The sequence below is a fragment of the Moraxella sp. K02 genome, from assembly GCF_041154755.1.
In the GTDB taxonomy this organism is placed as follows: Bacteria; Pseudomonadota; Gammaproteobacteria; order Pseudomonadales; family Moraxellaceae; genus Faucicola.
Window position 1 is genome coordinate 1,848,696 of record NZ_AP031590.1, and the last position, 26,163, is coordinate 1,874,858.

General features: G+C 45.3%; 21 protein-coding genes. 11 read left to right on the forward strand and 10 right to left on the reverse strand.

Features of this window, described 5'->3' with window-relative positions; all coding sequences use genetic code 11:
- Positions 1–7 precede the first annotated feature (7 nt).
- Positions 8–763, reverse strand: coding sequence for a ParA family protein (locus ACAM39_RS08215; RefSeq protein ID WP_219299069.1), 756 nt, complete (start codon positions 761–763; stop codon positions 8–10).
- 240 nt (positions 764–1,003) lie between these two features.
- Here ACAM39_RS08215 and ACAM39_RS08220 point away from each other — a divergent pair, with 240 nt between their 5' ends.
- A complete protein-coding gene (locus tag ACAM39_RS08220; RefSeq protein ID WP_369627319.1) occupies positions 1,004–1,669 on the forward strand; it encodes a DUF2799 domain-containing protein in 666 nt (221 codons plus the stop codon).
- 240 nt (positions 1,670–1,909) lie between these two features.
- Here ACAM39_RS08220 and ttcA read toward each other — a convergent pair whose 3' ends face one another.
- Both ttcA and ACAM39_RS08230 read right to left on the reverse strand, forming a co-directional pair.
- Complete coding sequence (gene ttcA, locus ACAM39_RS08225; RefSeq protein ID WP_472828276.1) at positions 1,910–2,947, reverse strand: tRNA 2-thiocytidine(32) synthetase TtcA; 1,038 nt, start codon at positions 2,945–2,947, stop codon at positions 1,910–1,912.
- Positions 2,948–3,365: 418 nt separating this feature from the next.
- Positions 3,366–4,592, reverse strand: a complete 1,227-nt coding sequence (locus tag ACAM39_RS08230) for an AI-2E family transporter (RefSeq protein ID WP_369627320.1) — start codon at positions 4,590–4,592, stop codon at positions 3,366–3,368.
- Between the two features lie 314 nt (positions 4,593–4,906).
- On the opposite strand from ACAM39_RS08230, the gene purM reads away from it, so the two are divergent.
- Positions 4,907–5,953 (forward strand): phosphoribosylformylglycinamidine cyclo-ligase, encoded by a 1,047-nt coding sequence (purM, locus tag ACAM39_RS08235; RefSeq protein ID WP_369627321.1) that lies wholly within the window; start codon positions 4,907–4,909, stop codon positions 5,951–5,953.
- Between the two features lie 161 nt (positions 5,954–6,114).
- Positions 6,115–6,810 (forward strand): phosphoribosylglycinamide formyltransferase, encoded by a 696-nt coding sequence (gene purN / locus ACAM39_RS08240; protein ID WP_369627322.1) that lies wholly within the window; start codon positions 6,115–6,117, stop codon positions 6,808–6,810.
- Positions 6,811–6,879: 69 nt separating this feature from the next.
- Here purN and ubiA read toward each other — a convergent pair whose 3' ends face one another.
- A complete protein-coding gene (ubiA, locus tag ACAM39_RS08245) occupies positions 6,880–7,791 on the reverse strand; it encodes a 4-hydroxybenzoate octaprenyltransferase (protein ID WP_369627323.1) in 912 nt (303 codons plus the stop codon).
- 133 nt (positions 7,792–7,924) lie between these two features.
- Positions 7,925–8,764 carry a methyltransferase domain-containing protein gene (locus ACAM39_RS08250; RefSeq protein WP_369627324.1) on the reverse strand — a complete coding sequence of 280 codons (840 nt, stop codon included), beginning with the start codon at positions 8,762–8,764 and terminating at the stop codon, positions 7,925–7,927.
- Between the two features lie 314 nt (positions 8,765–9,078).
- Between ACAM39_RS08250 and tsaB the strand changes: the two genes are divergently transcribed.
- From tsaB to ACAM39_RS08265, 3 genes are all read left to right on the forward strand, one after another.
- The gene (gene tsaB / locus ACAM39_RS08255) at positions 9,079–9,750 is read left to right on the forward strand and encodes a tRNA (adenosine(37)-N6)-threonylcarbamoyltransferase complex dimerization subunit type 1 TsaB (RefSeq protein ID WP_369627325.1); all 672 of its coding nucleotides are present in this window, start codon (positions 9,079–9,081) and stop codon (positions 9,748–9,750) included.
- A gap of 113 nt (positions 9,751–9,863) precedes the next feature.
- Entirely contained in the window at positions 9,864–10,700 is an 837-nt protein-coding gene (locus tag ACAM39_RS08260; RefSeq protein WP_096489281.1) for an undecaprenyl-diphosphate phosphatase, read from the forward strand.
- Between the two features lie 6 nt (positions 10,701–10,706).
- Complete coding sequence (locus ACAM39_RS08265) at positions 10,707–11,507, forward strand: class I SAM-dependent methyltransferase (RefSeq protein WP_369627326.1); 801 nt, start codon at positions 10,707–10,709, stop codon at positions 11,505–11,507.
- A 70-nt stretch (positions 11,508–11,577) separates the two neighbouring features.
- On the opposite strand, the gene ACAM39_RS08270 is transcribed toward ACAM39_RS08265, so the two are convergent.
- The gene (locus ACAM39_RS08270; protein ID WP_369627327.1) at positions 11,578–12,003 is read right to left on the reverse strand and encodes a hypothetical protein; all 426 of its coding nucleotides are present in this window, start codon (positions 12,001–12,003) and stop codon (positions 11,578–11,580) included.
- Positions 12,004–12,118: 115 nt separating this feature from the next.
- Positions 12,119–14,926, reverse strand: a complete 2,808-nt coding sequence (secA, locus tag ACAM39_RS08275) for a preprotein translocase subunit SecA (RefSeq protein WP_369627328.1) — start codon at positions 14,924–14,926, stop codon at positions 12,119–12,121.
- Positions 14,927–15,367: 441 nt separating this feature from the next.
- Between secA and ACAM39_RS08280 the strand changes: the two genes are divergently transcribed.
- The 3 genes from ACAM39_RS08280 to fdxA all read left to right on the forward strand — a co-directional run bounded on the left by ACAM39_RS08280 (position 15,368) and on the right by fdxA (position 19,833).
- Complete coding sequence (locus ACAM39_RS08280; protein WP_472828207.1) at positions 15,368–16,378, forward strand: adenosine deaminase; 1,011 nt, start codon at positions 15,368–15,370, stop codon at positions 16,376–16,378.
- Between the two features lie 143 nt (positions 16,379–16,521).
- A complete protein-coding gene (gene mutS / locus ACAM39_RS08285) occupies positions 16,522–19,437 on the forward strand; it encodes a DNA mismatch repair protein MutS (RefSeq protein WP_369627329.1) in 2,916 nt (971 codons plus the stop codon).
- A gap of 72 nt (positions 19,438–19,509) precedes the next feature.
- Positions 19,510–19,833: a ferredoxin FdxA gene (gene fdxA / locus ACAM39_RS08290; protein ID WP_007115596.1), complete on the forward strand. Its 324-nt coding sequence runs from the start codon at positions 19,510–19,512 to the stop codon at positions 19,831–19,833.
- Between the two features lie 263 nt (positions 19,834–20,096).
- Here fdxA and ACAM39_RS08295 read toward each other — a convergent pair whose 3' ends face one another.
- Positions 20,097–20,930 (reverse strand): inositol monophosphatase family protein, encoded by an 834-nt coding sequence (locus ACAM39_RS08295; protein WP_369627330.1) that lies wholly within the window; start codon positions 20,928–20,930, stop codon positions 20,097–20,099.
- 35 nt (positions 20,931–20,965) lie between these two features.
- The gene (locus ACAM39_RS08300) at positions 20,966–23,107 is read right to left on the reverse strand and encodes a 1-deoxy-D-xylulose-5-phosphate synthase (RefSeq protein ID WP_369627331.1); all 2,142 of its coding nucleotides are present in this window, start codon (positions 23,105–23,107) and stop codon (positions 20,966–20,968) included.
- Positions 23,108–23,603: 496 nt separating this feature from the next.
- On the opposite strand from ACAM39_RS08300, the gene ribA reads away from it, so the two are divergent.
- Complete coding sequence (ribA, locus tag ACAM39_RS08305) at positions 23,604–24,245, forward strand: GTP cyclohydrolase II (RefSeq protein ID WP_369627332.1); 642 nt, start codon at positions 23,604–23,606, stop codon at positions 24,243–24,245.
- Positions 24,246–24,286: 41 nt separating this feature from the next.
- Here the strand turns inward: ribA and ACAM39_RS08310 are convergent, their stop codons facing one another.
- Positions 24,287–25,099: a sulfite exporter TauE/SafE family protein gene (locus tag ACAM39_RS08310; protein WP_369627333.1), complete on the reverse strand. Its 813-nt coding sequence runs from the start codon at positions 25,097–25,099 to the stop codon at positions 24,287–24,289.
- A gap of 109 nt (positions 25,100–25,208) precedes the next feature.
- Here ACAM39_RS08310 and ACAM39_RS08315 point away from each other — a divergent pair, with 109 nt between their 5' ends.
- Entirely contained in the window at positions 25,209–26,120 is a 912-nt protein-coding gene (locus tag ACAM39_RS08315) for a biotin--[acetyl-CoA-carboxylase] ligase (RefSeq protein ID WP_369627334.1), read from the forward strand.
- Positions 26,121–26,163 lie beyond the last annotated feature (43 nt).

Sequence of the window (26,163 nt, forward strand, 5' to 3'; positions counted from 1 at the left end):
GATTATATCACTCGTACCAGCTGCTATTTTTGGATTTTTTAGATGACGTTTTTGCTTCAGTTTTGGTGTCAGCTTTGTTTTCGGCTTTGGCGTCAATTTTGTCAGTCGGCTGCGGCTCGGAAGCTAGCATATCCATAATCGGCTGCCACTGGGCCTGAATGTCGCGATACGGTTTTTGGCTTTTATCAAAAATCGTCAAGCCACGTTCTGCCAAGGCTTGATAAATACTACGCTCAGATAGCCAAGCCAGTGGCTGCTGCCCAATATCAGCAAAATACGCCATCAGTTTTTCGGTCGGCTCATTGTCCTGCATCAATTGACTACGCACGCGATTGGCAACCAGATAAATATCGACTTTGCCTTTGCGGATACGTTTGATGTCTTCTAGGCTTTTTAAAAAGCGTTTGGTACTGTCAATATCAAAAAAAGCGGGTAAAACAGGAATTAAAATCGCCTTGCATTCGGCAATCAGCTGCTCGGCTTTAGTGCCTGATAACGCACCTGGGGCATCAATAATCAGCCAGTCATTTTTACCCAGGGTTTTTGGGATATCACCTATATCATTGCTATCGCGCCAGTCAATACCGATAATGGCAGGTACGTCCGCTGGACGCATTTTTAGCCACTGTAGACTTGATTTTTGGGGGTCTGCATCTGCCAATGCCACTGTTTTGCCTTGGTTTGCCAACGCCGCCGCTAGACTTACCGCAATCGAGGTTTTACCACATCCCCCTTTTTGATTGGCGATTAAAATTTTTTGCATGACCCTCACCCTGTTGATAAAAAATTAATGCAATATCACCACATTAACCCAAATTTTGACCCTGTTAATTTGACGCTATTCATTTGGTTGTATTAAGTAGCCTAACAAAATTTTAACCATTGATAAATGCTTTTATATAAATAATCTGCTAAATTAAAAAATATCAATTCATTAACGGTTTAATCGGTTTAGCCAGTTTTTGACTGGCTAATAGCGACCGTAAACCTCAAAGGTGCCACCATGACGATGCTTTCATTCATAGAGACCTATCACCCAGCAACTACCTCAAAAAAATTGCTTGGACTGTTTGCTGTCACTGCTTCGATGACAGGTTGTGCCACCTTGGGCGGCGGATTAACACCCACTCAGTGCCAACAAAGCAATTGGCAAACCATTGGCTACCAAGATGGTTTACTGGGTCGCAGTCAAGATTATATTCAAAAGCATATCAAGCAATGCGCTAAAGCCAATACTGTGCCTGATCAGCAACAGTGGCGACAAGGTCGTGAAGCAGGGCTAAAACGTTATTGCACGCCGCTACGCGCTTACCAGTTGGGACGTGAGGGCTATGACTATAATGATGTATGCCCACAATCGATGACGCTTGATTTGTTAAAAGCGCATGATGAAGGTTATCTCAACTACCAACGTGAGCAAAGACTAAATCAACTGTGGTACAACACCGACCCATTTTGGGGCTCACCCTTCTACGGTAGCCGTTTTGGTGGTTGGGGCGGTTTAGATAGAGGGTCACGTCCGTATTATCCGCGGAGTGTACCTAACAACCGCTATCCAAAATACACTGATACCCATCAGCCTACATCAAGCCAACCTGTAGTGCCTCGCCCTGTTATGCCAAGCCCCGTTACCCCTAGCAATGATGCAACTATAGGGTCAAAAAAATAATCGCGGATAAGATAAAAAACAACGGGACAACTCGTTGTGAAATTTTGTTTTGAAATTTCGTTGAGCAATCTCATTGAACAATATAACTCGCTGCGTGATGACAATAATTTACAGGTTAAAACTAAAAAAGAAGTTCGGGTGTATTTAACCGAAGTTTTTTATTAAACCAGTAGCTTATTAAATCAACAGCTTGACCCATTACAGCAGCCAAAATAGCCGTGTGCTTGACCCGCTTGGTTATCAAATTAAAGGGTTAATCGTGGGTATTTTTTGGCTTTCAGCGTTTTGGCTGGCGTTGGATCTTTGAGACGCTTCGGGTTTTTGAGACGCTTTGCTTTTTTGAGACTTGGTTGGGTCAAAAGTTTGCACAGCGGGTGCGGTTGGAACCCCTTTTTGCTGAAGCTGCTCATCAATCTGCCCCGCTTGGATGTTTTCCCCTTCAAATACACGGATATGCTCATCACGCTGTAACTGCAAATTTTCAAAGTCAAACAACTCACGGTCTGCGAGCTGTGACGGTGCGACATTTTGCATCGCGCCGAATATGGAATCCAAGCGATTCGGGTATTGTTGGTCCCATGTGCGTAGCATGTCATTAATCATCGCCCGTTGTAGGTTTTCTTGGCTGCCGCACAGGTTACAAGGAATAATCGGAAACTGCTTGTAATTGGCATATTTGATAATGTCTTTTTCTTCCACATACGCAAGCGGACGAATCAAAATATTTTGCCCATCATCCGATAGCAGTTTTGGTGGCATCGCTTTGAGACTACCGCCGTGAAATAAATTTAAGAAAAATGTCGCCATGATATCATCACGGTGATGACCCAGTGCCACTTTGGTTGCACCGATTTGCTTGGCAAATCCATATAACGAACCACGGCGCAGACGTGAACACGCCGAACAGTAAGTTTTACCTTCTGGTACGATTTGCTTGACCACGCTATAAGTGTCTTTTTCTAAAATATAATACGGAATGCCATGCTTGGTCAGATAGTTCGGCAAAATATCTTCAGGATAGTCAGGTTGCTTTTGGTCAAGATTGACGGCAATCACATCAAACTGAATCGGTGCTATTTTCTTTAAGAACAATAAAATATCCAGTAAGGTAAAACTGTCTTTACCGCCTGAAATACACACCATGACCACATCACCGTCTTCAATCATGTTGTAGTCACGAATCGCCCAAGAGACCAGCTTACGTAATTTTTTTTGTAGCTTACGAAAACGCGCAGATTTGATGTCATCGCCTTGGCTGTCAGCATTGGCATCGCCCAAGGTTTGCTGCGCTTCATTGTTTAAACCATCATTGTTTGACGCATCATCATCCCAATCATTATTATCAAGCCCATCTATGTCACTATCTGAGTCTACGTCACTCTCTAATAGTTGGGCTAATCGTTGGGGATTTAATTCAGCGGCAGACATGGCTGCTACTGGGCTTACAGAATTGTTTGATTGCATAAGATACCTAACTGATGATAAACCAATAAATAAACCTATGATGACGCTATCAGCTATCAACGACGCGTTATTTATTGGAAAAATAGCAAATAAAAAAAAGCATTTAACGTAAGGCAGACCAACCCCTCACAATAAATGCTTGATTGAGCGTATCTATAACCGCCTATCACATAGTCGGCTATTATACGGCAAAATTACGCGCTTGTAGTCATTTGAATGACAGCTTGCTGTTTTAGAAGATATTTTTTATCCGCGTCATCCAACTGGTATTTTCTTTTTTCATTTGCTCCTCGATTTTTTTTTGTTGCTGCTCAAGTTTGATATCCATCAGATTTTTTTCTTTAAATAGACTATATTGGGCATCGCCTTTATAAAACTCAGTTTCACGGTAACTGTCATACGCGTGTTTGAATAGTACATTGAGCACAGCGGCGAGCGGCAAAGCAATCAGCATACCTGCAATGCCTGCCAGTGCCGCCCCTGCAAGGACCGCAAATATCACCCACAATGGTGATAAACCAATTTTATCACCCAACAATAACGGTTGCAGAATATAACCTTCAACCGCCTGCCCTACCATAAAGGCACCGATAATTAGTAGTAAATGTACCCAGTCTACGCCAAATTGAAACAGCCCTGCAATAATCGCCGCAATAAAGCCAAGGGTAAAGCCAAGATAAGGCACAAAACTTGCGATACCCGCCATCATACCTATAATAAGACCGACTTTAAGTCCAATGAGTTGCAGTTGCACCGCATACACCATACCAAGCAGCACCATTACCAGTAGCTGACCTTTGATAAATGACATCAACGCTTCATCACTTTCTTTGGCGATACGATAGACCGATGGAATATAACGGTTAGGAATCATATGACGCATTTTTACCAAGCGCTCATCCCAATTATATAAAAAATAAAACATCAAAATCGGCACCAGTACCACAATGCCCGCCACGTTGATTACATTCATGCCTGATAACATTAAATTGGTAAAAAATGAGCGCGCATCGGTGATATTGTAGTTTTCTTTGAGAAAATCGACCAAGCCTTTTGACATATCACGTACTTGCATGGCAGGCAAGCGTATAGGCGTGTGAGAACGCACCCAGCCTCGCAGCGTATTGTTATAATAGTCAATTGCCGTCGGTACATACTTCCATGCCGATTGTAACTGCTCCCACACCAGTGGAATGAGCCACCATAGTATCAATCCAATCATCAGCCCAGTGGACAAATATACCAGCAAAATCGCCACCCAGCGGCGAACGTGCGCCTTGTCCTGTAATTTTTGTACCAGCGGATTAATCGCATACGATAAAATAAATGCTACCAAAAATGGCAAAATTACCGATTGTAATTGATAAATGATATAGCCTATTGCAACCAAAAATAGCGATATAAATACCCGTTTGAAAAATACATCTTTCGTAAATCGATAAGGGGATGGGTTGTACATAGGTTCCTCAAAAAAGCCAAATACGCCAAAATTATAAGGGTAATGTCAAATAAAAGACGGTCACTGCCATCGTTGTATTTTCGACTAATTTTAGGTAATTTGACAAAAATAGATAGCGCAAACTGCACAACTCATACAAATATTCAAAGCTATGTTATAAAGCCCTCTCACATTTGTGGGGCTAGAAGGCGTTATAAACGATAAACGCCTAATATTAGCCAGCTAGCAAAGCGATGGATTATTTTTCTTTTTGATGGGAATTTGGGTATAATGCGCGTATTACTTTTCCCAATGATTCTGGCGATAGGAAGACCATGACTACACAACCCACTTCGTTAAGTTATAAAGATGCTGGCGTCGATATCGATGCTGGCGAAGCGTTAGTTCAGCGCATTAAATCAGTTGCCAAAGCAACTAGCCGCTCTGAAGTAGTCGGTGGTTTGGGTGGATTTGGCGCCTTGTGCCGTATTCCACAAGGCTATAAATCCCCTTTATTGGTCTCAGGGACTGATGGTGTCGGTACCAAACTCAAACTGGCTTTACAACTGCAGCAACACGACACCATTGGTCAAGACTTGGTAGCGATGTGTGTCAATGACCTGCTAGTCTGTGGCGCCGAGCCGTTATTTTTCTTGGATTATTACGCCACAGGAAAACTAGACGTCGATACCGCAGCAACAGTTATCAGCGGTATCGGTGACGGTTGTAAATTGGCAAATTGCGCGCTCATCGGTGGCGAGACGGCTGAAATGCCGGGTATGTACCAAGATGATGACTATGATCTGGCAGGTTTTTGTGTAGGCGTCGTCGAAGAGTCGGAAGTTATCACGGGTAAAAACGTTGCCAACAGTGATGTGTTAATCGGTATCGCCTCTAGTGGCGTGCATTCAAATGGTTATTCATTGGTGCGTAAAGTCATTGAAGTGAGCGGTGCCGATGTTGCCACTGAACAATTAGACGGCAAAGCACTAAAAGACGTGTTGATGGCACCGACAAAAATCTATGTCAAAGCCATTGGACAACTGCAAAAAACCTTGGGCAACGCAAACTTGCATGCGATGGCACATATCACCGGTGGCGGCTTGACTGAGAACCTACCACGGGTATTGCCCGATCATTTGGCGGCGCAAATTGATGTGAGCTCTTGGACATTCCCGCCTGTGTTCCAATGGCTTCAGCAAAAAGGTCATATCGAGCAGATGGAAATGTACCGCACCTTCAACTGCGGCGTGGGTTTTGTCGTCGTGGTACCGGCAGATAAAGCAGACCAAGCCATTGACTTACTCAATGAGCAAGGCGAAACTGCATGGAAATTGGGTGAAATCGTTGAAAGAAAGGGCGATGCGGTAACCTATCGCTAATTTTATCAGCGACTCAATCGGTTACTTTACTATATTAGGCTATTTTACCATTGAGCTAATTTATCCTTGAGCTAGTTTACCCTTGCGTTAATTTAAAAGGTGCGTTTTTACGCACCTTACTTTTTCCAACCTATTACTTTGCTATCCTTATGAAGTTGAACATGACAAACCCTACCCCGTTAAAAATTGCCGTCCTCGTCTCTGGCAGTGGCAGTAACCTGCAAGTATTAATTGATAAGCAGCTACAGCAACTATTGAACATTCAAATCGTGGGCGTGATTAGTAATAAAGCCGATGCCTACGCGCTTGAGCGCATACGCATTGCCAATGAGCAGCAGCAAGCCAATATTGCAACCGCGGTGATTGAGCGTGACGATAATGGCAAAAAATATACCCGTGTCGGTTTTGAACAACAGGCACTGCAAGAATTACGCGCGTGGCAACCTGATTTGGTGGTATTGGCAGGATTTATGCGGATTTTAACGCCGCTGTTTATTGATGGTGTCACCAGTAGCACAGGATTAAACGTACCCATGATAAATCTGCACCCGTCACTGCTGCCCAATTATAAAGGCTTAGATACCCATACCCGCGTGCTACAATCTGGCGAGCGCTATCATGGTTGCAGCGTGCATCTGGTAACGAGCGAACTCGATGCAGGGGAAGTCATCGCCCAAGCGGTGACCTGCGTCAACGCGGCTGAAAACGCTGACCAATTACAGCAGCGCGTTCATGCGATGGAGCACCAACTGCTGCCTATGGTGGTGGGGTTATTTGCTGAGCGGATTGTGTCGCTTAACAATAACCAACTGAGCAACCGCCTTGGACTCAATCTGCCTATCAAGTTATGGTTATAGTCAAATTATGGCGATAGTCAAAAAAAACGCCTACAATCAAATTTAGGCGTTTTTTATGTTTATCACAGTTTATCCTCGAAGCGCCGATACACTCAATATCACGATTAGCAAAAATACATAGCGCCCTACCCACACGTTATCTAAAAATGCGTTAAAGCAAAGCTTGCGGTCATAGGTAAGACATTGTTTATTTTGTCGGTAAAACATGGCAACGATAGGTAGCAGCGCCAATACTGAAAGCGCGCCAAAATAATGCCAAAACACGCCCGCCAAACTGAGCAAAAATATCCCTTGAAGTAGGCTAATTATCAACACATCATATTTACCAAATAAAATCGCAGTGGATTTGACCCCGATTTTTAAATCATCCTCACGATCTGCCATCGCATATTGGGTATCATACGCTACTGTCCAGCACATATAGCCGACAAACAGCAGCCAACACCAAATATCAACCTCGGTCTGCCTCGTTAATACTTGCGATACCGCAACATACGCCATCGGAATCGCCCAGCCGAAAGCCGCCGCCAAAAACACTTGCGGCAAATGGGTAAAGCGTTTCATAAACGGATAGATAAACGCCAACGCCACCGCACCAAATGACCAAATAAAAACCTGCACAGGCAAAAATATTAATAACGCTGCACTCACCCAAGATAAAATTAAAAACGTCCAAACCGCTTCTTTACCCGTCAAGCGACCATCCGCCAGCGGTCTACCTTTGGTTCGCGACACATGCCCATCGACTTTTCTGTCAGCAAAGTCATTGATGGCACAGCCTGCCGCTCGCATTAACACCGCACCCGTCGCAAAGATTGCCACCACATGCCAAGGTGGGAGTTGCTCAAACCCTTTTGCCGCCAAAAACACCGCCCATAAAGTCGACCAAAACACCAACTCAATGCCCACAGGCTTATCAAAGCGGGTCAGGTGAATATAGGCTTGTAGCTTATCTTTAAAAGACAGAGTGTGTGTAGTCATAGCATGTTTAATTAAACTAATCAAAAAGGAATAGAAGGTTGACACTAGCGTAGCGCTAGGCAATGGTGTAACGCTAAGCAATAGTGTAACGCTAAACGTTAGCCAAATCGTCGATAAATTTGTTACCTTAACCTTACAGCTGTAAGCCAATCATCAGCAGTTGGTAATCCAGCCCAATCGGCGATTGGTCTTGCAAATAGCGTCTAAATGTCGCCGTATCGATGCTGTCTTTGCCAGAGACGGCGCCACCCATTTGCTTGAGATTTTTTAACAGACTTTTTAAATTGTCATAAGAAAAAGCAAACGATTGCTCAGCTTGATACATTAGCGTGCCTTGTCGCTGTTGCCGCAAGGTCTCTATCGCTGCCAGCCAAGCGTGACTGGGTAAAAAATCAAAAACAGGCAACTTGGGAAAGCGCTGACGGACTTGATGAAAAGAGCCTGCCACCGGAATCGCCAAATGCAGCTGACCTTTGGTTTTGACGATGCGCCCAAGCTCTGCGATAACGCTTGGCGACGTCCAATGAAGGGCAAAACTACTCATCACCAAATCGGCTGATTGATTCGCCAATGCCATATCTGCCATATTGGCGCAAAGCGCTTGGCTGTGCAGCATCATTGGGGACTTTGGTAGCGATGAGACTGGGGCAGATGATAGCGGCATCGACAAAAGCGGCATCGACAAAAGATGCGCGACTCGCTGTTGCCAAATTGCAAGCATACTGGCAGCAGTATCGACGCCATATAACTGAGCGGAAGCTAACGCTGCGTTTTGTAAAAACTTTGACATCACCGCCTGAGTCAATTTTCCTGTGCCACAGCCCACATCCACCACGCACATATCGGTTACGCCGGTATGGTAACGCACAATGAGCTGCGCCAAGTGCTCTGCCACCTGCGATTGAATCGGCGTGGCGGCATCGTATGAGGTGGCAAATTGTTCAAAAACAGGGGTGACAGTACAGGACATCATCGACTAAAATAACAAATCAGTCAACTTTAACACTATTAATCAGCCCTGCATAGTCATAATCGTTTTGTGTGAGCAAATCAACCCCCGCAAGGCAAATTGCCTATCCAATTAACTTTAATACATTGGCTTTAAATCCCTAAAAATAGTAAGGATTATAGCATTTTATTGACGGGATTGAGGGCATTTTTGCTTAAATCCCTGTTAACTAAATTATGCTCAAATTTGTTTTTAGTGATATCATACCAAGCAATTTTTTAGGCAAAATTTGTGTGCTTTAAGCGCATGATTACTGCAAACGGTAAAGGCAATTTGTTATGATTTTGGCACTTGAAAGTGTGTTTGACCAATGCTCAGTAGCATTCGTGAATTTAGCGGGTAATGTCGTCGCTGAACAGACCCTGACGGGGAATCGTCTGCAAACCCAGCAAATTTTGCCGATGATACATGCGCTGATGACAGCATCATCGATTGATTGGTCACAACTGACTGCGATTGCTTTTAATCGAGGTCCCGGGGCTTTTAGTGGCATACGCATTAATACGGCGGTAGCGCAAGCCATCGCTTTTGCCCATGATGTGCCATGTTTGCCTGTATCAAGCCTGCAAGCTATCGCCCAATCGGCATTTGAATTACACCAACGCCCCCACGTATTGGCGCTGACAGATGCGCGCATGAACCAAGTGTACGCAGGTGAATACGCCATGAGCGATGGTATCATGCAGCTTGTGGTAGGCGCTACTGAGCATTTACTTGATTATGACAGTGTGATAGACAAAGACTTAGCCTTAGTAGGAAATGGCGCAACCTTGGTCAATGCGCAGCTAGGTCAGGCTATCTTTGCCGATATTCGCCCCTCAGCGGTTATCATTGCCAAACTTGGCCTAGCCTTGTATCAGCAGCATCAATCCGTCCCTGCTGAGCTGGCATTGCCAGTTTATTTAAGAAATAATGCTTGGAAAACCCTAGCCGAACAACAAAAGACTTAATTTATCGGCTGATTACTCATATTGTCTTAAGTTTGACTCGCTACCCTTTAGCTTGTTATAAGCGCAAAAATTGTTAGCTTTGACTGTTAATCACTAACATTGTTGGATACGTTATGGATCTTATTTTGATTTTTAAAGCCATCATCATGGGCATGGTTGAGGGCATTACCGAATTTTTACCGATTTCAAGTACCGGGCATTTAATTCTTGCCGATTCCCTGTTAAATTTTTGGACCAAAGACAAAGCTGACTTGTTTATCGTCGTCATTCAGCTGGGTGCGATTTCAGCGGTAATTTATTTGTACTGGGGGCGGTTATGGCGTGCCTTGATGGGACTTATTACCGGTAAAGACCCTGAGCGCAAAAACCCGCGTCAATTGGGCATCTCGCTGATTATTTCCACCATTCCGATTATGCTGATAGGTTTGATGTTTGATAAAGCGTTAAAAGCGGCGTTGTTTAACCCAACCGTGGTGGCAATCTCATTGATTGTCGGTGGTTTGATTATCTTTTGGGCGGAGCGCCAACAACACAAACATACGGTCAAATATGCCGAAGCGGAAGATATTGATATTAAAACGGCGATTATCATTGGTTTGATTCAATGTCTTGCCTTGATTCCTGGTACTTCTCGCTCAGGGTCTACCATTATTGGTTCCCTATTTTTGGGGGTATCACGTAAGGCATCTGCCGAGTATTCTTTCTTTTTAGGGATTCCTGTATTAGTAGGTGCTGGGCTATTAGACCTGACCAAAAACCATCATATTTTGACCAGCGCTGAAGACTGGACCATCATGGCAGTGGGTGTGGTGGTCTCATTTATTTTTGCCATGATTTTCATCAAATGGTTGGTTAACTGGGTCAGTACCCGTGATTTTACGATTTTTGCGTGGTGGCGCATCGTGGTAGGCGTACTGGTACTCATCGCTGGTATGCTGGGCTATATTTAACTCCCCATGCTATCTCATCAATCAATCCAACTGTATTATGTTGACACTTTGCCAAGCGAGCAGCGTTTGGCAAACGTTGAAACCATACTCACCCCTTTATCCGTCAATTTACAACCACAAAAGATTACTAGCAAAGTAACTCAAAAATGGCTGAAATCAGTCGATGATAACAGTGTGCTGATTGATGAGGTAGGCGATGTTTTTGTCGTCGCAGCGGGCATGAAAGTCAGCCCAAATTGGCAAAGCCTACAACAGCGTGTGGTCAAAGCGGGCAAAAAAACTGAACTGCTACTCAAAGCCATGCAGCTACAAGCCAACATGACTGTCATCGATGCCACCGCAGGATTTGGGCATGATAGCTTAATCTTGGCAAGTACCGGTGCCAGTGTGACTTTGCTTGAACAGCAACCACTCATGTTTTTGCTACTGCAACTAGAACAGCAAAAAATGGCGCAGCATCGCAACTGGCAAAAATTGATGAGTCGATTAACGATTTATCATTGCGACGCGATAGAATTGCTGGCTAATTTGCCAAAAGTCGACCGTGTCTATCTAGATCCGATGTTTCCCGCGGATAGCTACAAATCAGCGGTTAATAAACATATGCAGATGTTGCATACTGTGACGACCCCACCGTCGATTGCGCAATCACAACAATTATTGTCGGCGGCGTTAGAGCAGATAAACCCACAGGGTATGGTGGTAGTCAAACGACCTAAATCAGCGCCTTTTCTTGCGGACCAATCGCCTAACCTAAGCCTATCAAATGATATCGTGCGTTTTGATAATTATTTGAACAGCATTTAGTTTGAACAGCGTTTAGATGAAGTGTTAAAAAAAAGCTGATGGGTATCAGCTTTTTTTGTGGGTCTGGTTATTATTGACCAACCTTTTGGTTACCGACGTCAGGCGCTGCATCATCGCTGGCTTTTGGTGCATTGGGCGAGGCAGGGGCATTATCAATCACGGTATCATTTTCCGTAATCTTATCCATGCCTGAATTATCCGCGCCGCCGTCATCTGCAGCCTCTACCTCATCGCTACCCGCTGGCATCGCATCTACAGTGGTCGCCGTGCCACTGGCGCTGGTAGCGTCAGGACCGGCATCTACGGTGGCATTGGCTTCGGTCACAGCGGCGCTATTTTTTTCATCGGCAGGCGCAGCTGACATTGGTACGGCTTGTGATTCTGCTGCTGACGCTGCGGCGGCGTTGTCTGTGCTGTCTGTCTTTTTATCACAAGCTGTCAACGTAAGCGCCGATACTAAACTCAGCATGGTGATTTTTGCTAGGGTGTTTTGCATGGGTATTCCTCTACTATCAATAAATCGCTCAGCCCGACAACGTACTTGATAGCCTATATAGTAAAAATTGCTCAATCAACAAGGTTGCTAATTCAAAGATGATAATGATATCACCTTAAATTTTACCATGGCATTGCTTGTATTTTAAACCTGAGCCACATGGACAAGGGGCATTTCGGCTAATGCCTAGGTTGGCATATGGATTGTCACCATTTTCTGCCATCTCTGGACTCGCGGTTGCTGCTGAGCCGCTTAGACCAAATGAATACGTGGCTCGCGTGCGTTGCTGGCGGTTACGCGCAATCATGTCTTCATCGTCACTCAGCTCACCGGTCACGCCATTCATTTCTTGGTGCTCAAAATGCAGACGCATCATCTCGGCTTGTTCACGTTGCTGGCGCTCAAGCTCAGCGATTTCTTCTGGGGTTGGGATATGAACACGCGCTAAATCTTGCACGGTTTCAGACTTGATAGCACCGAGCATACTTTGGAACAATGAGAAGGATTCAGATTTATATTCTTGCTCAGGATTTTTTTGCGCATAGCCTCGCAGATGGATACCTTTACGCAGTTGATCCATTTGGTTTAAATGTTCTTTCCAATGCTTATCTAGGCTAGATAGCATAAAGTGACGCTCAAGTTGGGCGGCATTTTCTTCACCCATTTGCTCACGGCGAGCGCGGTAGTTGAGTAAGGCAGCCTCAATGATTTTTTGACGCAAACCTTCTTCATCCAAACGACGATCGGCATCTAGCCAGTCATTGATTGGCATATGAATACGAAACTCACTTTCAAGCTCGTCTTCAAGCCCATCAATGTCCCATTGGTCATCAATCGAACCGGGTGGCACGAACTGGTCAATCAAGGCATTGTACACATCGTAGTGCATCGCTTCGATACCTGCTTGTAGATTACTTTCGGCAAGCAGTTCATCGCGCTGTTTATAGATAACCTTACGTTGTTCGTTGGCAACGTCATCGTATTTGAGTAGGCTCTTACGGGCATCAAAGTCGCGGTTTTCCACTTTGCTTTGGGCGTTTTCAATCGAGCGTGATACCATTTTGTGCTCAATGGCTTCGTCTTCTTTTAACCCCATCGCGCGCATCATATTCACCACGCGATCGCCAGCGAAAATCCGCATCAAGTCATCTTCAAGCGACAAGAAAAAGCGTGACTCCCCCGGGTCACCTTGACGGCCCGCACGACCGCGCAATTGGTTATCGATGCGGCGCGATTCGTGACGCTCAGAACCGATGATATGTAAGCCACCCGCCTCTAGCACTTGTTGGTTTCGCACTTGCCATTCGGCATGGGCTTGTTGTTTCATTTCAGGGGTGACATTATCGATTTTGGCGAGCTCTGCTTGCCAGTTACCCCCCAAGATAATATCGGTACCGCGACCTGCCATGTTGGTGGCAATAGTGACCGCATTGGGGCTACCCGCTTGCGCGATAATATCGGCTTCACGCTCGTGCTGTTTGGCATTAAGGACGTTATGTTGAATGCCTTCTTGCGTCAGTAACTCTGAAAGCACTTCACTGGCTTCAATGGTTGCCGTCCCCACCAAAATCGGCGCCTGTTTCTCTTGAATGCGTTTGATTTCGCGGATGATGCCTTGATATTTGCCCATTTTACTTAGGAAAATTTGGTCATCAAGGTCGATACGCTGAATTGGTTTGTGGGTGGGGATAATCACCACATCTAGATCGTAAGTCTGTTTAAACTCCGCAGCTTCGGTATCGGCTGTACCTGTCATGCCTGAGAGTTTGTCATACAGACGGAAATAATTTTGGAAAGTAGTAGTTGCAAGGGTTTGGTTTTCGGCTTGGATTTCGACCTGTTCTTTGGCTTCAACCGCTTGGTGCAACCCTTCTGACCAGCGGCGACCGGGCATGGTACGCCCTGTGTTTTCATCGACAATGATGACTTCGCCTTCATGCACGATATAGTGAATGTTTTTAACAAATAAATGGTGCGCACGAATCGCAGCTTGAACGTGGGCTAATAGTGGCAAGCGCGTTGGGCTATATAGGCTCTCGTTTTCGCCAAGCTCACCTTTTTCCACCAAGAATTTTTCGATTTTCTCGTAGCCTTTTTCGCTGATTTCGATTTGGCGATTTTTTTCATCAATCCAAAAATCCTGCTCACGGTTTTCGCGGTTGCCTTCTTCGGTTTCTGAGCGTTTGAGGCGCGGGATGATGGTGTCAATCAGCCTGTACATAGCCGATGAGTCTTCGGCTTGACCCGAGATAATCAGCGGCGTACGCGCTTCATCAATCAAAATCGAGTCAATCTCATCGATGATACAATAGTTGAGTCCGCGCTGTTTTTTCTCATCTAGGCTAAATACCATATTGTCACGCAGGTAGTCAAAGCCGTATTCGTTGTTGGTACCGTAGGTAATATCTGCGGCATAGGCCTCAAATTTTTCCATCGGGTCTTGCTGTGAGTAAATCACGCCGACAGTCAAGCCCAAAAAGTCAAACAACGGACGGTTTAATTCGGCATCACGCCTTGCCAAGTAGTCATTGACGGTGACCACATGCACGCCTTTACCGCTAATCGCGTTGAGATATATCGCAAGCGTTGCCATCAAGGTTTTACCTTCACCCGTGCGCATCTCGGCGATTTTACCTTCATGCAGGGTGATACCCCCGATGAGCTGTACATCGTAGTGACGCATACCAAGGACACGGCTTGAGGCTTCACGACAGACCGCAAAGGCTTCAGGTAAAATGGTATCTAGGCTAGTACCCTGCTCAAATTGGGTTTTAAATTCCGCAGTTTTCTGTTTTAATGCTTCGTCAGAGAGGGGCTGGATTTTGGGTTCTAAGGCGTTGATTTTGTCGACCAACTTACGCATTCGCTTAAGCTCACGGTCGTTTTTGGTGCCAATAACCTTGCCTATCATTTTGCCTAACATACGAGGGTTTTCCTAAAGTGCTCAAATCAATAAGTGCAATGACTTTTAATACGATGACGGTTAATAAAGGTGTTCAAAATAAATTTTGCTATTATATATGGGTTTGCTTTTTTTAGATACAAGGTTATGACAGCCTGTAAGTTTGAAACGCTCGCCTCATGTGCCTGTTAACTATATAAGCGATAATTCACGGGCAATACCCTCAAGCTTCCAAACAAGCCCTGTTAAATAATAAGTTAAATAGCAAGTTAAATAACCAGCCTTGTAAAATGATACGATAAAGCGACTAGATGTTTGTACCTTTTCTTTACAGGCTGATTTTTATTACCTTTATCTTTATGAATCCATCCCCATAATTGAGCTTTATTTTCGAGATTTTCATTGTTGAAATTTTCTTGAAAGATTTTAACCCATCTTTGCCATTATGCTATCGAGTTTGCCATGACTGCCCCATTGACCCCACAACAACTGATTCATCAATTACCCAAAGCCGAACTACACGTGCATATCGAAGGCACATTTGAGCCGGAGCTGATGTTTGCCATCGCTAAACGCAACCAAATCGATATACCCTACCAAACCATTGAAGACGTCAAAAATGCCTACAATTTTCATAATTTACAATCGTTTTTGGATATCTACTATGCCGGCGCAAACGTTTTGGTGAAACAACAGGATTTTTATGATTTAGCGTGGGCGTATTTTGAAAAATGCCAGGCTGATAATGTGGTGCATACGGAGATTTTCTTTGACCCACAGACCCATACAGAGCGGGGGGTGGATTTTGCTACCTGTTTTCAAGGGCTTTATCAAGCAAGCTTAGATGCCAAAGCAAAAATGGGCATCACCTCGCATTGGATCTTGTGTTTTTTGCGTCATTTGAGCGAAGACAGCGCGTTTGCCACCCTTGAGCAGGCGTTGCCATTTAAAGATAATATCATTGGCGTGGGGCTTGACTCTAGCGAAGTGGGCAATCCACCAGCCAAGTTTGAACGGGTATTTGCCAAAGCTCGAGCGCTTGGGTTTTTGACGGTTGCGCATGCGGGCGAAGAAGGCGATCCCGCGTATGTTTGGCAAGCGTTGGATTTGCTAAAGGTCAATCGTATCGATCACGGTGTGCGCTCGGCAGAAGATGATAAACTCATGCAATACTTGATAGCGGAGCAAATGCCGTTGACGGTGTGTCCGTTAAGTAACCTTAAACTAAAAGTGGTGCAAGACATGGGCGAACACAATATCAAAACCATGCTGCACCAAGGCGTGTGCGTGACGGTTAACTCAGATGACCCGGCGTATTTTGGTGGCTATATGAATGACAACTTTGTCGCCATTGAGCAGGCGCTAGCGCTATCAAATGACGATATTAAACAATTGGCGATTAACAGCTTTAACGCGTCTTTTATAGGGGATGCTGAAAAACAGCATTGGATCTCAAAAATCGCATCGCTTTAAGCTTTTAAATAAGTTGGTAAATAAGTTCGAAAAAATAGGTTGGAACTAATGTGCATTTGTGCATGCCAGCCTTAACCAACCTCACACACCCAACATGGTGCGACAAACGCACCTGATGCTTAATTTCATAACGTCTAACTATTATGCCCCAGACCATGCCTCACAATCTTGACCATCACACCCCCATGATGCAGCAATATCTCACGCTAAAAGCGGATTATCCGCATGCCTTGGTGCTGTACCGGATGGGTGATTTCTATGAGCTGTTTTTCGATGATGCCAAGCTTGCTGCCGATATTTTGGGCATCACCTTGACCCGACGTGGCAATGATAAACAGGGCAATACCATCCCGATGGCAGGCGTGCCGTTTCATTCGGCAGACGGCTATATTGCTCGGCTGATTAATGCCGGGCAAACCGTGGTGGTCTGTGAACAAGTCGAAGAAGAAAAGCCAGAAGCCGTCTCAGAAGACAACCTAAAACACAATCTTGAAGAAAACACTGTAGCAAAAGACTCTGCAGCCAAGAGCATAGCAAAAAAAACCAGCAAAACAAAAGCCAATGCCGCTAAGATTATGGAACGTAAAGTCGTCCGTACCTTGACCGCAGGAACGCTGACCGATGATAGCCTTATCACCCAAGGGCAGACGCCAACGGTCGTCGCGATCAGCTTTGCCAAACAGCAAATGTCGGTGGGATTGGCGCAGCTGGATTTGGCACAAGGACAAATCCGCGTCACTGAGCTTAACTGCGACAGTCATACTGCGCTACAAAGCGAGCTTGCTAACGCACTCGCCCGCTTTGATCCCAGTGAAGTGCTGATAGATGAACAGCTGTCTGAGGCATGGCAACATTTTTTGCAAGATTGTCTGAGCGCAAATAGTCCAACAGCTAGCCTGCCGCCGATTTTGTCACAGCCGCACAGTTATTTTCTGCCCAATAACGCCCTTGAACATCTGACCCAGCATCTAAGCGTCACCACGCTGGCAGGGTTTGGCATTGAGCAAAAACCGCTTGCCATCTCATCGGCGTCGGTTGTGCTGCATTACGGCAAACAGACCCAGCAAGCTGACTTACGCCATGTCCGCAGCCTGCAGCTCGAGCATAACGGCGATTTTTTGCAGCTTGATACCATTAGTCAGCAAAATTTGGAAATTTTTAAACCTGTATTGGCATCGGGTATTTCACTGTTATCGGTAATTGATCATTGCCAAACGCCGATGGGCAAACGCGCTTTGGTGCATCATTTGCACCGACCGCTACGCAATGTCACCCTGATTAACCGCAGGCTTGATGCGGTTGAACAACTGATGCAATTACCAATAGAAGCGTTTGAATTGCTTAAACAAACCTTAAGCGAAATCAGCGATATCGAACGGATTGGAGGACGCATTGGCTTGGGTTCAGCAAAACCGACCGATTTGCTCAAATTGCGTCTGAGCTTGGCGCAAGCGTTAGCGTTGTCAAAGCAGTTGCAGCAACATTTTGATTTTACCACCATAACGACGCTAAATGCCGAAACGCCTTTGCTTGCCATGCTTAGCAAACAGCTACCTGACTTAGCCTTAACTGATAGCTTTGCCAATATCCATGCTTTACTAGAGCAAGCGATTGTCGATGAGCCGCCCGCCCACATCCGTGATGGCGGCATGATAAAAAAGGGTTATGATCCACAGCTTGATGAATGGCAAAATCTGCATGGCAATATCGAGCAAACTTTGCAAGCATTGGCGGTGCAAGAGCGGCAAAAAAACAACCTGCCCATGCTCAAAGTGGGCTTTAATAAAGTCAGCGGATTTTATTTTGAACTCAGCGCGCTACAAGCCAAGAACGCGCCTGAATATTTTACCCGCCGTCAAACGCTCAAAAATGCTGAACGCTTTATCACGCCAGCGCTCAAAACCATTGAAGAATCCTATTTATCGGCTCAAGGGCAAGCGTTGACCCTTGAGAAGCGTATCTATGAAAATCTGCTCCATCAGCTTAAGTCACAGCTTGGCGATGTGCAGCGCCTTGCCAAAGCGATTGGGTATTTGGACGTACTTGCCAACTGGGTCAGCCTAACGCGTTTGCAGAATCGCTCTCATCATAGTAAAAACTGGTGCCGCCCGTTGTTTAATACCACTGACGATACCGCAAGCATCAATATCCAAGGCGGACGCCATATCGTGGTTGAAGCAGGTCAACAGCGCCAAGCTCACCATCAGACGGCATCGCTTGACCCATTTGTCGCCAATGACTGTGTCATGGGAACAGCCACCCAACTTGAACGCTTGATGCTCATCACAGGACCCAATATGGGCGGTAAGTCCACTTACATGCGTCAAACCGCTCTTATCGTACTACTTGCTTGTTGTGGCGCGTATGTCCCTGCGCAGTCGGTGACGCTCGGTCGTATTGAGCGGATTTTTACCCGCATTGGCTCGGCAGATGACTTGGCAAGTGGTAAATCAACCTTTATGGTCGAGATGATCGAAACCGCCAATATCATGAACCAAGCCAATGCCAACTCATTGGTACTCATGGATGAAGTCGGTCGTGGCACCAGCACCCAAGATGGTCTAGCGATTGCGCATGCGTGCGTGAATTATTTAGCAGAAAAAATCGGCTGTTTGACCCTATTTGCCACCCATTATTTTGAGCTCACTGAACTGGCTGAGCACCACCCCAAAATGTTTAATCAACACCTTGTCACCCAGGAAATTAACGGGCAGTTACTACTACTGCATAAAATCGCACCCGGGGCAACGCATCGCAGTTTTGGATTGCATGTCGCCAAAATGGCAGGTTTGCCGCAAGCCTTACTAGCCCAAGCGCAATATTATTTGGATAACCAAAGCGAACAAAAAAGTTTGCCAAACAATTCTTTACCCTATCCACCAAAAGACGAGAAACAAATGGGTCTGGATTTGCAAAGTGCAGCAGCTGACTATCAAACGTTGAAGGCTGATGAATATAAGCTTATCCAACAACTCAACGCCCTAAACCCTGACGAGCTGACGCCGAAACAGGCGTTAGAATTTATTTATTCATTAAAGGAATTGTTAAAAAAAGCGTAACGCGCTAAAATAATACGATTATATTTTTTATGCTTTTAACATTTGTGCAACTAAAAAAAGGTAGCCACCGCCATGACTTTCGTCGTTACTGATAACTGTGTTCGTTGTAAATATACTGACTGCGTTGAAGTCTGTCCTGTGGACTGTTTCTATGAAGGTCCGAATTTTTTGGTCATCCATCCTGATGAATGTATTGACTGTGCGCTGTGTGAGCCAGAATGCCCTGCCAATGCGATTTTTTCTGAAGATGAAGTGCCAAAAGGTCAAGAAATATACATCGAACTGAATGCAGAACTCGCCGAAAAATGGCCAAACATCTCAGCCATGCACGATCCACTACCCGATGCCAAAGAATGGGATGGCGTACCCAATAAATTACAGTATATTGAAAGATAGCCTTTCTAACATACGCCATTTAGGTGATTTTTAGCAAGATGCTATAAACAAAATGCTATAAAACAGCATATAGAACGAGGACGGCAATCAGTGAATATTGATTGCCGTTTTTATATTGTCATCTCTTATTATGCCAGCCTTGGTATTATGCCAACGTTGTTGTCTATCTGCTTCACTGAACCTCTTTGGCTTAGATTTTTTTACAAATTGATTATGAAAAAAAACGCGCTATGGATTAGCACGTTTTTAGTGTGAGAGTAACATCAGCCTTTTACGGCACTGCCCCAAACTGGCACAACAGTTTGCATCAATGGTTTTAACAGTTTGATATTTGCCGCAAAGATAGAACCTGTTTGCATCGCATTGTGCGCGCCTGTATGGTCAACCACAGTACCACGTGCTTCAGTGACAATCAATTCACCGGCGCAGATATCCCAAGGTTTGATAGACATTTCAAAATAACCATCAAACCGTCCCGCTGCTACATATGCCAAATCCAACGCGGCTGAACCCACACGGCGCACTTGACCGCCTTGTTCGCAGATTTTTTGTAAGCTTTCAAAATGCTCTTTGGCATACGATACTTTACCTTCCGCTCGGTTACGCTCAAGCGGATGACCTGTGGTAAAAAAGCCGCCAGCAATGGTTTTATGCTCACTGACGCTGATACGGCGTTGGTTGAGACGCGCGCCTTTACCACGACTGGCCGAGAACATCTCATCACGCACTGGGTCATAGATGATACCATGTTCGGTGACGCCATTTTTTTGCACACCGATTGAGACACAAAAATGCGGTAAGCCATGAATAAAGTTGTGGGTACCGTCTAATGGATCAATGACCCAGCACCAGTCTTTATCATTGCCCTTGCCTTCTTGTAGCCCAAACTCTTCACCCAAAAATGAGTGGGTTGGGTAGCTTTCTTTGAGCATCGCGATCAATAATTCTTCGCTGTAACGGTCGATTTCGGTCACCAAACCATCTAAGCCTTTGCTTTCAATCGTGAACTCTAGCTTGTGGCGATTGTTGTGTGCATTTAAAATCTCTTGACCTACTTTTTGTGCAGCGCGGGCTGCCATGACGACCATCGGTTCCATAATTGACCTTTTGTTGAAGGATAAAAATCTAAAATTTATGACAAAATCGTTTGCATCTGTTTGACCACACCCGCGACATCTAGCTCACAATCGGCTAATTGCTGCTCAGGGCTGCCATGCGCGATATATTTATCGGGGATACCGATGTTAAGTAGCGTTGGCAAGGCTTGGCTTGTTTTTGCTGCTTGGGCAACGAGGTATTCATTGACCGCGCTACCTGCACCGCCCATGACTTGGTGTTCTTCAAGGGTAACAATGGAGCAGTTTTGCGCCAATAGCGTATCCAGTAATTCGCTGTCTAACGGTTTAACAAACCGCATATTATAAACAAAAAACGTCGTCATTGGGTAAGTTTCGGCTAAGTTTTGACACGCCGTGACCGCCGTCTTTACCATGGTACCAAAAGCAAGCACCGCAACTTTTTTCGCCACGTTGCTCGTACCCACAGCAGTGGCTTCGATAGTCTGCTCAAGCGCTGCCTTACCGATTGGATACATCGCTTGGTTTTTATCAATCTCTGCCCCAATGCCATTACCGCGTGGATAACGCACCGCAGAGGGTCCAATATGCTCATAACAGGTATTGAGTAAGTTATAGCACTCATTCTCATCTTTTGGACAAGCAATCACCATATTGGGCACAGTTCGCATAAAGGCGATATCAAACACCCCCGCATGGGTCGCACCGTCTTCACCGACCAAGCCTGCACGGTCAATGGCGAACATCACGTTGAGATTTTGCAAAGCCACATCGTGAATCAGTTGGTCATAGCCACGTTGTAAAAATGTGGAGTAAATCGCGACAATCGGTTTGACGCCTTGGGTCGCCATACCGCCCGCTAGCGTCACTGCATGTTGCTCAGCAATCGCCACATCAAAGAATTGGCTAGCAAATCGCTTGGCAAATTCGGTCATGCCTGAGCCTTCAGCCATCGCAGGGGTAATCGCCATCAGTTGTTTGTCAGTGGCGGCTTTATCGCAGATAAACTCACCAAACACTTGCGAGTATTTTTTGGCAGGAGTGGGTGCCGGTTTTTGGCTGTCAACTGGCACAGATTTTTCTTGCGCTGGGTTGATTTTTTTAAGTTTGGTAATGGCATGATAAGTAATCGGGTCGCATTCTGCAGGTAAAAAGCCTTTACCTTTGACCGTATGCACATGGACGAGTACCGCCCCTTTTAACTGCTTGACCCGTTCAAACACTTGAGTCAATTTGGCAACATCATGCCCATCAAATGGTCCAAAATACTGAAAACCGATGGCTTTAAACAAGTTTTCGGGAAACACTTCATCAATGAGTTTATTGGCGATTTTCTCAGGTAATGTCTCTAACTGAGAGGGTTTAGGAATACCTTTTTCTGCCAATTTTTCGACAATTTTATTGGGCAGGCGCGAGGTCCAATCATCTAAAGCTTCGTTTGCCATGTGCAAATAATGACGAATACGGCGGTCTTCACTGGAGATGACGCGCTTGGTAAAAATCGCATCACCATTTTTATCGATATCGACTGCCAAACCACGCTGCCAAAGGGTGGCTAAATGTTTAGAAAATCCGCCCGTTGCCTGTGAGATTGACATGTCATTATCGTTGAGTACCACAATCAAATCGGCATTTTGCTGCACCGCGTCATTCATCGCTTCAAACGCCATACCGCCTGTCATAGCGCCATCACCGACGATGCTAACCACTTTGTCACGTTTGCCTAAATAGCGCATAGCAAGCGACATTCCGAGCCCTGCAGAAATCGCCGTCGATGAATGCCCAACGCCAAAAGTATCATACTCAGACTCATGACGCTCAGGGAAGGCAGTCAGCCCATGTTGACTACGAATGGTGGTAAGCTTGTCACGGCGACCCGTTAAAATTTTGTGGGGATAGGCTTGGTGGCCTACGTCCCAGACAATTTGGTCTTTGGGTGAATTAAAGACATAATGCAGTGCAATGGTAAGCTCTACGACGCCAAGGTTAGAACCAAAATGCCCGCCGCTGACGCCCGTTGCATACAGCAAAAACTCGCGCAGTTCATCGGCTAATTGCTGCAATTGCGCGGTACTGAATTTTTTTAGGTCGTCAGGACTGCCCACCCCATCGAGCAGCGGCGTATGCGGCTTTAGCATAGGGATGGTATCAAAGGTTTTTAATGGGTATTTTTGGTTGGCTATTTTAGTTTTTGACATATCTTGGCTGACACTTTTCATTGCTTACAGGGACTCGATGAGCCCTGTTGACACAGGTGAAAAAATAAATAGTTAAAACGCACAATGACTATCGACACCTTATTGTTGGCACAAAATTGACAGACTGCCAAAGCGTTGGGCGCTTGAAAATCTAGGTGGCTAAGCTGGCATTACCAGCTTTGAATTGCCAATGTGGCGCATGAATGTGGCATAATAGCATTTTTTTGTTGATTAAACATCAAACCTCGCTATTTTAGATTGTATCTTATAGCTTCTATAAAGTTTAGCTTAGCGCCTTGAATTTTTGATAAATTTTGACAAAAAAGTTGCGTCAGATAGCATGCCAACCTAGCTTGCGGCTTATTGATAAGATGGGTAATGACGCTATCCTTCTTGATATTTTAATCAACGCCTTCATGTAAAGGGCACTTTTATTTTTGGGTTTACCGACTTGGTTCAGTTGTTTGGGTCAGTTGGTCATTTTTTGGAGTAGTGGGTGTCGTATCAATTTATCACGCAAGCAACCTTACCAACAGCGCATGGGCTATTTGATATTCATGTGTTTGAAGATACCGACGACACGGCACGCGATGCGCTTGGCAATCGCAAACAAGAACACGTCATGCTGACGGTTGGTTTGCCCACGGCTGATAAATCCAAAATCCCATTGGTACGCATTCATAGCGAATGTTTAACAGGGGATGCCTTTAGTTCGCTTAAATGCGACTGCGGCCCTCAGCTCAACGCCACCATGCAGATGATTCAAGCTTATGCTAAAAATGGCGGCTGCGGGGCGATTTTATATTTGCGCCAAGAAGGGCGCGGGATTGGACTGACCAATAAAATCCGTGCTTATGCATTGCAAGACCAAGGACATGATACGCTTGATGCCAATTTGCTGCTCGATTTACCTGCCGATGCTCGCACCTATGAGATGTGCAAGCCGATGCTTGAGCATGTTGGTGTGGATAAGGTAAAGCTGATAACCAACAACCCCAACAAAATTGACTATCTCAATGAGATTGGTATTGAGGTGGTAGCGCGCGTACCGCTGTTGGTGGGTGTCAACCCGCACAATGAGGCCTATCTCAACACCAAAAAAGCGCGTATGGGGCATATGATTGAGAATGGATTATAAAATTCACTCTCATGACATGATACAAAACCCATTGTCTATTTTTACCATAAATTAATCCCAAGCGCGCCCAGCATCATTTTTGCTCCCACAATCAGCAGCAAACCACCAAACATACGCTTTAAGGTGTTGGCAGGCAATTGGTGCGCCAATTTCGCCCCCACTTTGGCAAATACATAACTCATCACTGAAATACATAAAAACGCAGTGATATGCACAAAGCCAATCGCCTCAGCGGGCAAACCCTGTACATCTTTGCCAAAAAACATAAACCCGAGCGCCCCCGCAATGGCAATTGGTAAGCCACAGGCTGCTGACGTACCCACCGCTTGTTGCATGGTCAAACCAAAACGGCTCAAAAACGGCACAGTAAAACTACCACCGCCAATACCAAAAATCGCCGATGCTGCGCCAATGAACCCGCCGACCCCTGTTTGCACAGGCGCAGATGGCAAGTGAGTGGTCGCGACAACTTCCGATTTTTTAGCCAGAAGCATTTTTAGCCCCATAAACAGCGCCATGCCAGCAATCAAAAACGCCAAGACCTTACCATGCAATAAATCTGCGATATAAGCACCAACAAAACTACCCACCACCAAGCCAATTGACATATTGCGCCATACATCCCAGCGCACGCCACCGCGTTTATTGTGCGATTGCATGGAGCTTATCGATGTCACCACAATCGTGGCAAGCGATGTCCCTACCGCCAAATGGGTAATGACATCGCTTGGATAGCCATACGCTTTAAAAATCGCCATCAGCACAGGTACGATAATCAATCCCCCACCGACGCCAAACAGCCCCGCACAAGTGCCAGCAAATGCCCCCGCCAGCAAAAACCACAGATACATCATTTTTTGCATTTCCTTTGATTAAAAATAGCGTTAGTATAGCAAACTTATCTTTTTGTCGTTTGTAACATTGTGCCTAAGCTTATGAACCCGACCCTATATACCCATCCCCATGAAAATTGATTCGCTTTGCCATACCCACTTAGCTAGCACCCACTCAACCAACAGCCAGCTGATTGAGTGGATGGTGCTAAGCTATCAAGACCAGTCGCCCACTGACCATAACCGACCGCATTTTAGCCGACCCCATTTACTCACTGCTGATACCCAATCTAGCGGACGTGGTCAACATGGCAGAACATGGCAATCACCGCTAGGTAATGTTTATTTATCGCTGTATGTGCCGACACAAGCCTATGTTTGGCAGCAAAATCTTTGCTTATCTTATCGATTAGATGGTCGCTTGTCACTGTGCGTGGGTTATCAGCTCAGTCAAATACCTATCATAGAACACATCAATCAAACAAGACTGGCAAAGCATTTGCCAACCATTGGTGTCAAATGGGTGAACGATGTGGGTTTTTATCAACCACAAGACAACCTACCTGAGCAATTTCAAAAACTCTCGGGTATTTTGATAGAGCCTGTCAATGTCGCAGGTCACATTATAGGGGTCGTTGTCGGTGTGGGGGTCAATATTGCCCATGCCCCTGTGCTGAATGAGCAAACCCAAGAAGGCTTAAACTACCAAGCGGTAAGCCTGCAAGATTTGACAGCGCAGTGTTTACAGCCCCGTGATTTTTATCAGCCCGTTACCGATGCCATAGCCAATGCGATTGGGCAATTTAATCAGCTGCAAGCGACTGAAGCGAGCGAGCAATTTATCCATGATTTTACCCAAAAAGACGTATTAAAAAACAAGCATTTGCAAATTCATAACGCCTTATCTGAGCAATCAATCACAGGCATTGCAGCAGGTATTGATGCGCAAGGCTGTCTACTCATTGAGCAAGCAGATGGCAGCACACAAACGATTTGGACAGGCACCATTCAAGTTTTGGATTCAGCCATTTCATCATTGTAAATAAATAAACACAAATAAAGCATCCCATTCAAAGGCTATTATT

Bases quoted from the DNA above. Each gene is read 5' to 3' on its own strand.
- ACAM39_RS08220 (WP_369627319.1), top strand. From the start codon at position 1,004: ATGACGATGCTTTCATTCATAGAGACCTATCACCCAGCAACTACCTCA.
- ACAM39_RS08300 (WP_369627331.1), bottom strand. From the start codon at position 23,107: ATGTCAAAAACTAAAATAGCCAACCAAAAATACCCATTAAAAACCTTT.
- ACAM39_RS08265 (WP_369627326.1), top strand. From the start codon at position 10,707: ATGCTATCTCATCAATCAATCCAACTGTATTATGTTGACACTTTGCCA.
- secA (WP_369627328.1), bottom strand. From the start codon at position 14,926: ATGTTAGGCAAAATGATAGGCAAGGTTATTGGCACCAAAAACGACCGT.
- ACAM39_RS08310 (WP_369627333.1), bottom strand. From the start codon at position 25,099: ATGATGTATCTGTGGTTTTTGCTGGCGGGGGCATTTGCTGGCACTTGT.
- ubiA (WP_369627323.1), bottom strand. From the start codon at position 7,791: ATGACTACACACACTCTGTCTTTTAAAGATAAGCTACAAGCCTATATT.
- tsaB (WP_369627325.1), top strand. From the start codon at position 9,079: ATGATTTTGGCACTTGAAAGTGTGTTTGACCAATGCTCAGTAGCATTC.
- ACAM39_RS08215 (WP_219299069.1), bottom strand. From the start codon at position 763: ATGCAAAAAATTTTAATCGCCAATCAAAAAGGGGGATGTGGTAAAACC.
- ACAM39_RS08315 (WP_369627334.1), top strand. From the start codon at position 25,209: ATGAAAATTGATTCGCTTTGCCATACCCACTTAGCTAGCACCCACTCA.
- ACAM39_RS08230 (WP_369627320.1), bottom strand. From the start codon at position 4,592: ATGTACAACCCATCCCCTTATCGATTTACGAAAGATGTATTTTTCAAA.
- mutS (WP_369627329.1), top strand. From the start codon at position 16,522: ATGCCCCAGACCATGCCTCACAATCTTGACCATCACACCCCCATGATG.
- ACAM39_RS08295 (WP_369627330.1), bottom strand. From the start codon at position 20,930: ATGGAACCGATGGTCGTCATGGCAGCCCGCGCTGCACAAAAAGTAGGT.
- fdxA (WP_007115596.1), top strand. From the start codon at position 19,510: ATGACTTTCGTCGTTACTGATAACTGTGTTCGTTGTAAATATACTGAC.
- ACAM39_RS08270 (WP_369627327.1), bottom strand. From the start codon at position 12,003: ATGCAAAACACCCTAGCAAAAATCACCATGCTGAGTTTAGTATCGGCG.
- purN (WP_369627322.1), top strand. From the start codon at position 6,115: ATGACAAACCCTACCCCGTTAAAAATTGCCGTCCTCGTCTCTGGCAGT.
- ACAM39_RS08280 (WP_472828207.1), top strand. From the start codon at position 15,368: ATGACTGCCCCATTGACCCCACAACAACTGATTCATCAATTACCCAAA.
- purM (WP_369627321.1), top strand. From the start codon at position 4,907: ATGACTACACAACCCACTTCGTTAAGTTATAAAGATGCTGGCGTCGAT.
- ACAM39_RS08260 (WP_096489281.1), top strand. From the start codon at position 9,864: ATGGATCTTATTTTGATTTTTAAAGCCATCATCATGGGCATGGTTGAG.
- ACAM39_RS08250 (WP_369627324.1), bottom strand. From the start codon at position 8,764: ATGATGTCCTGTACTGTCACCCCTGTTTTTGAACAATTTGCCACCTCA.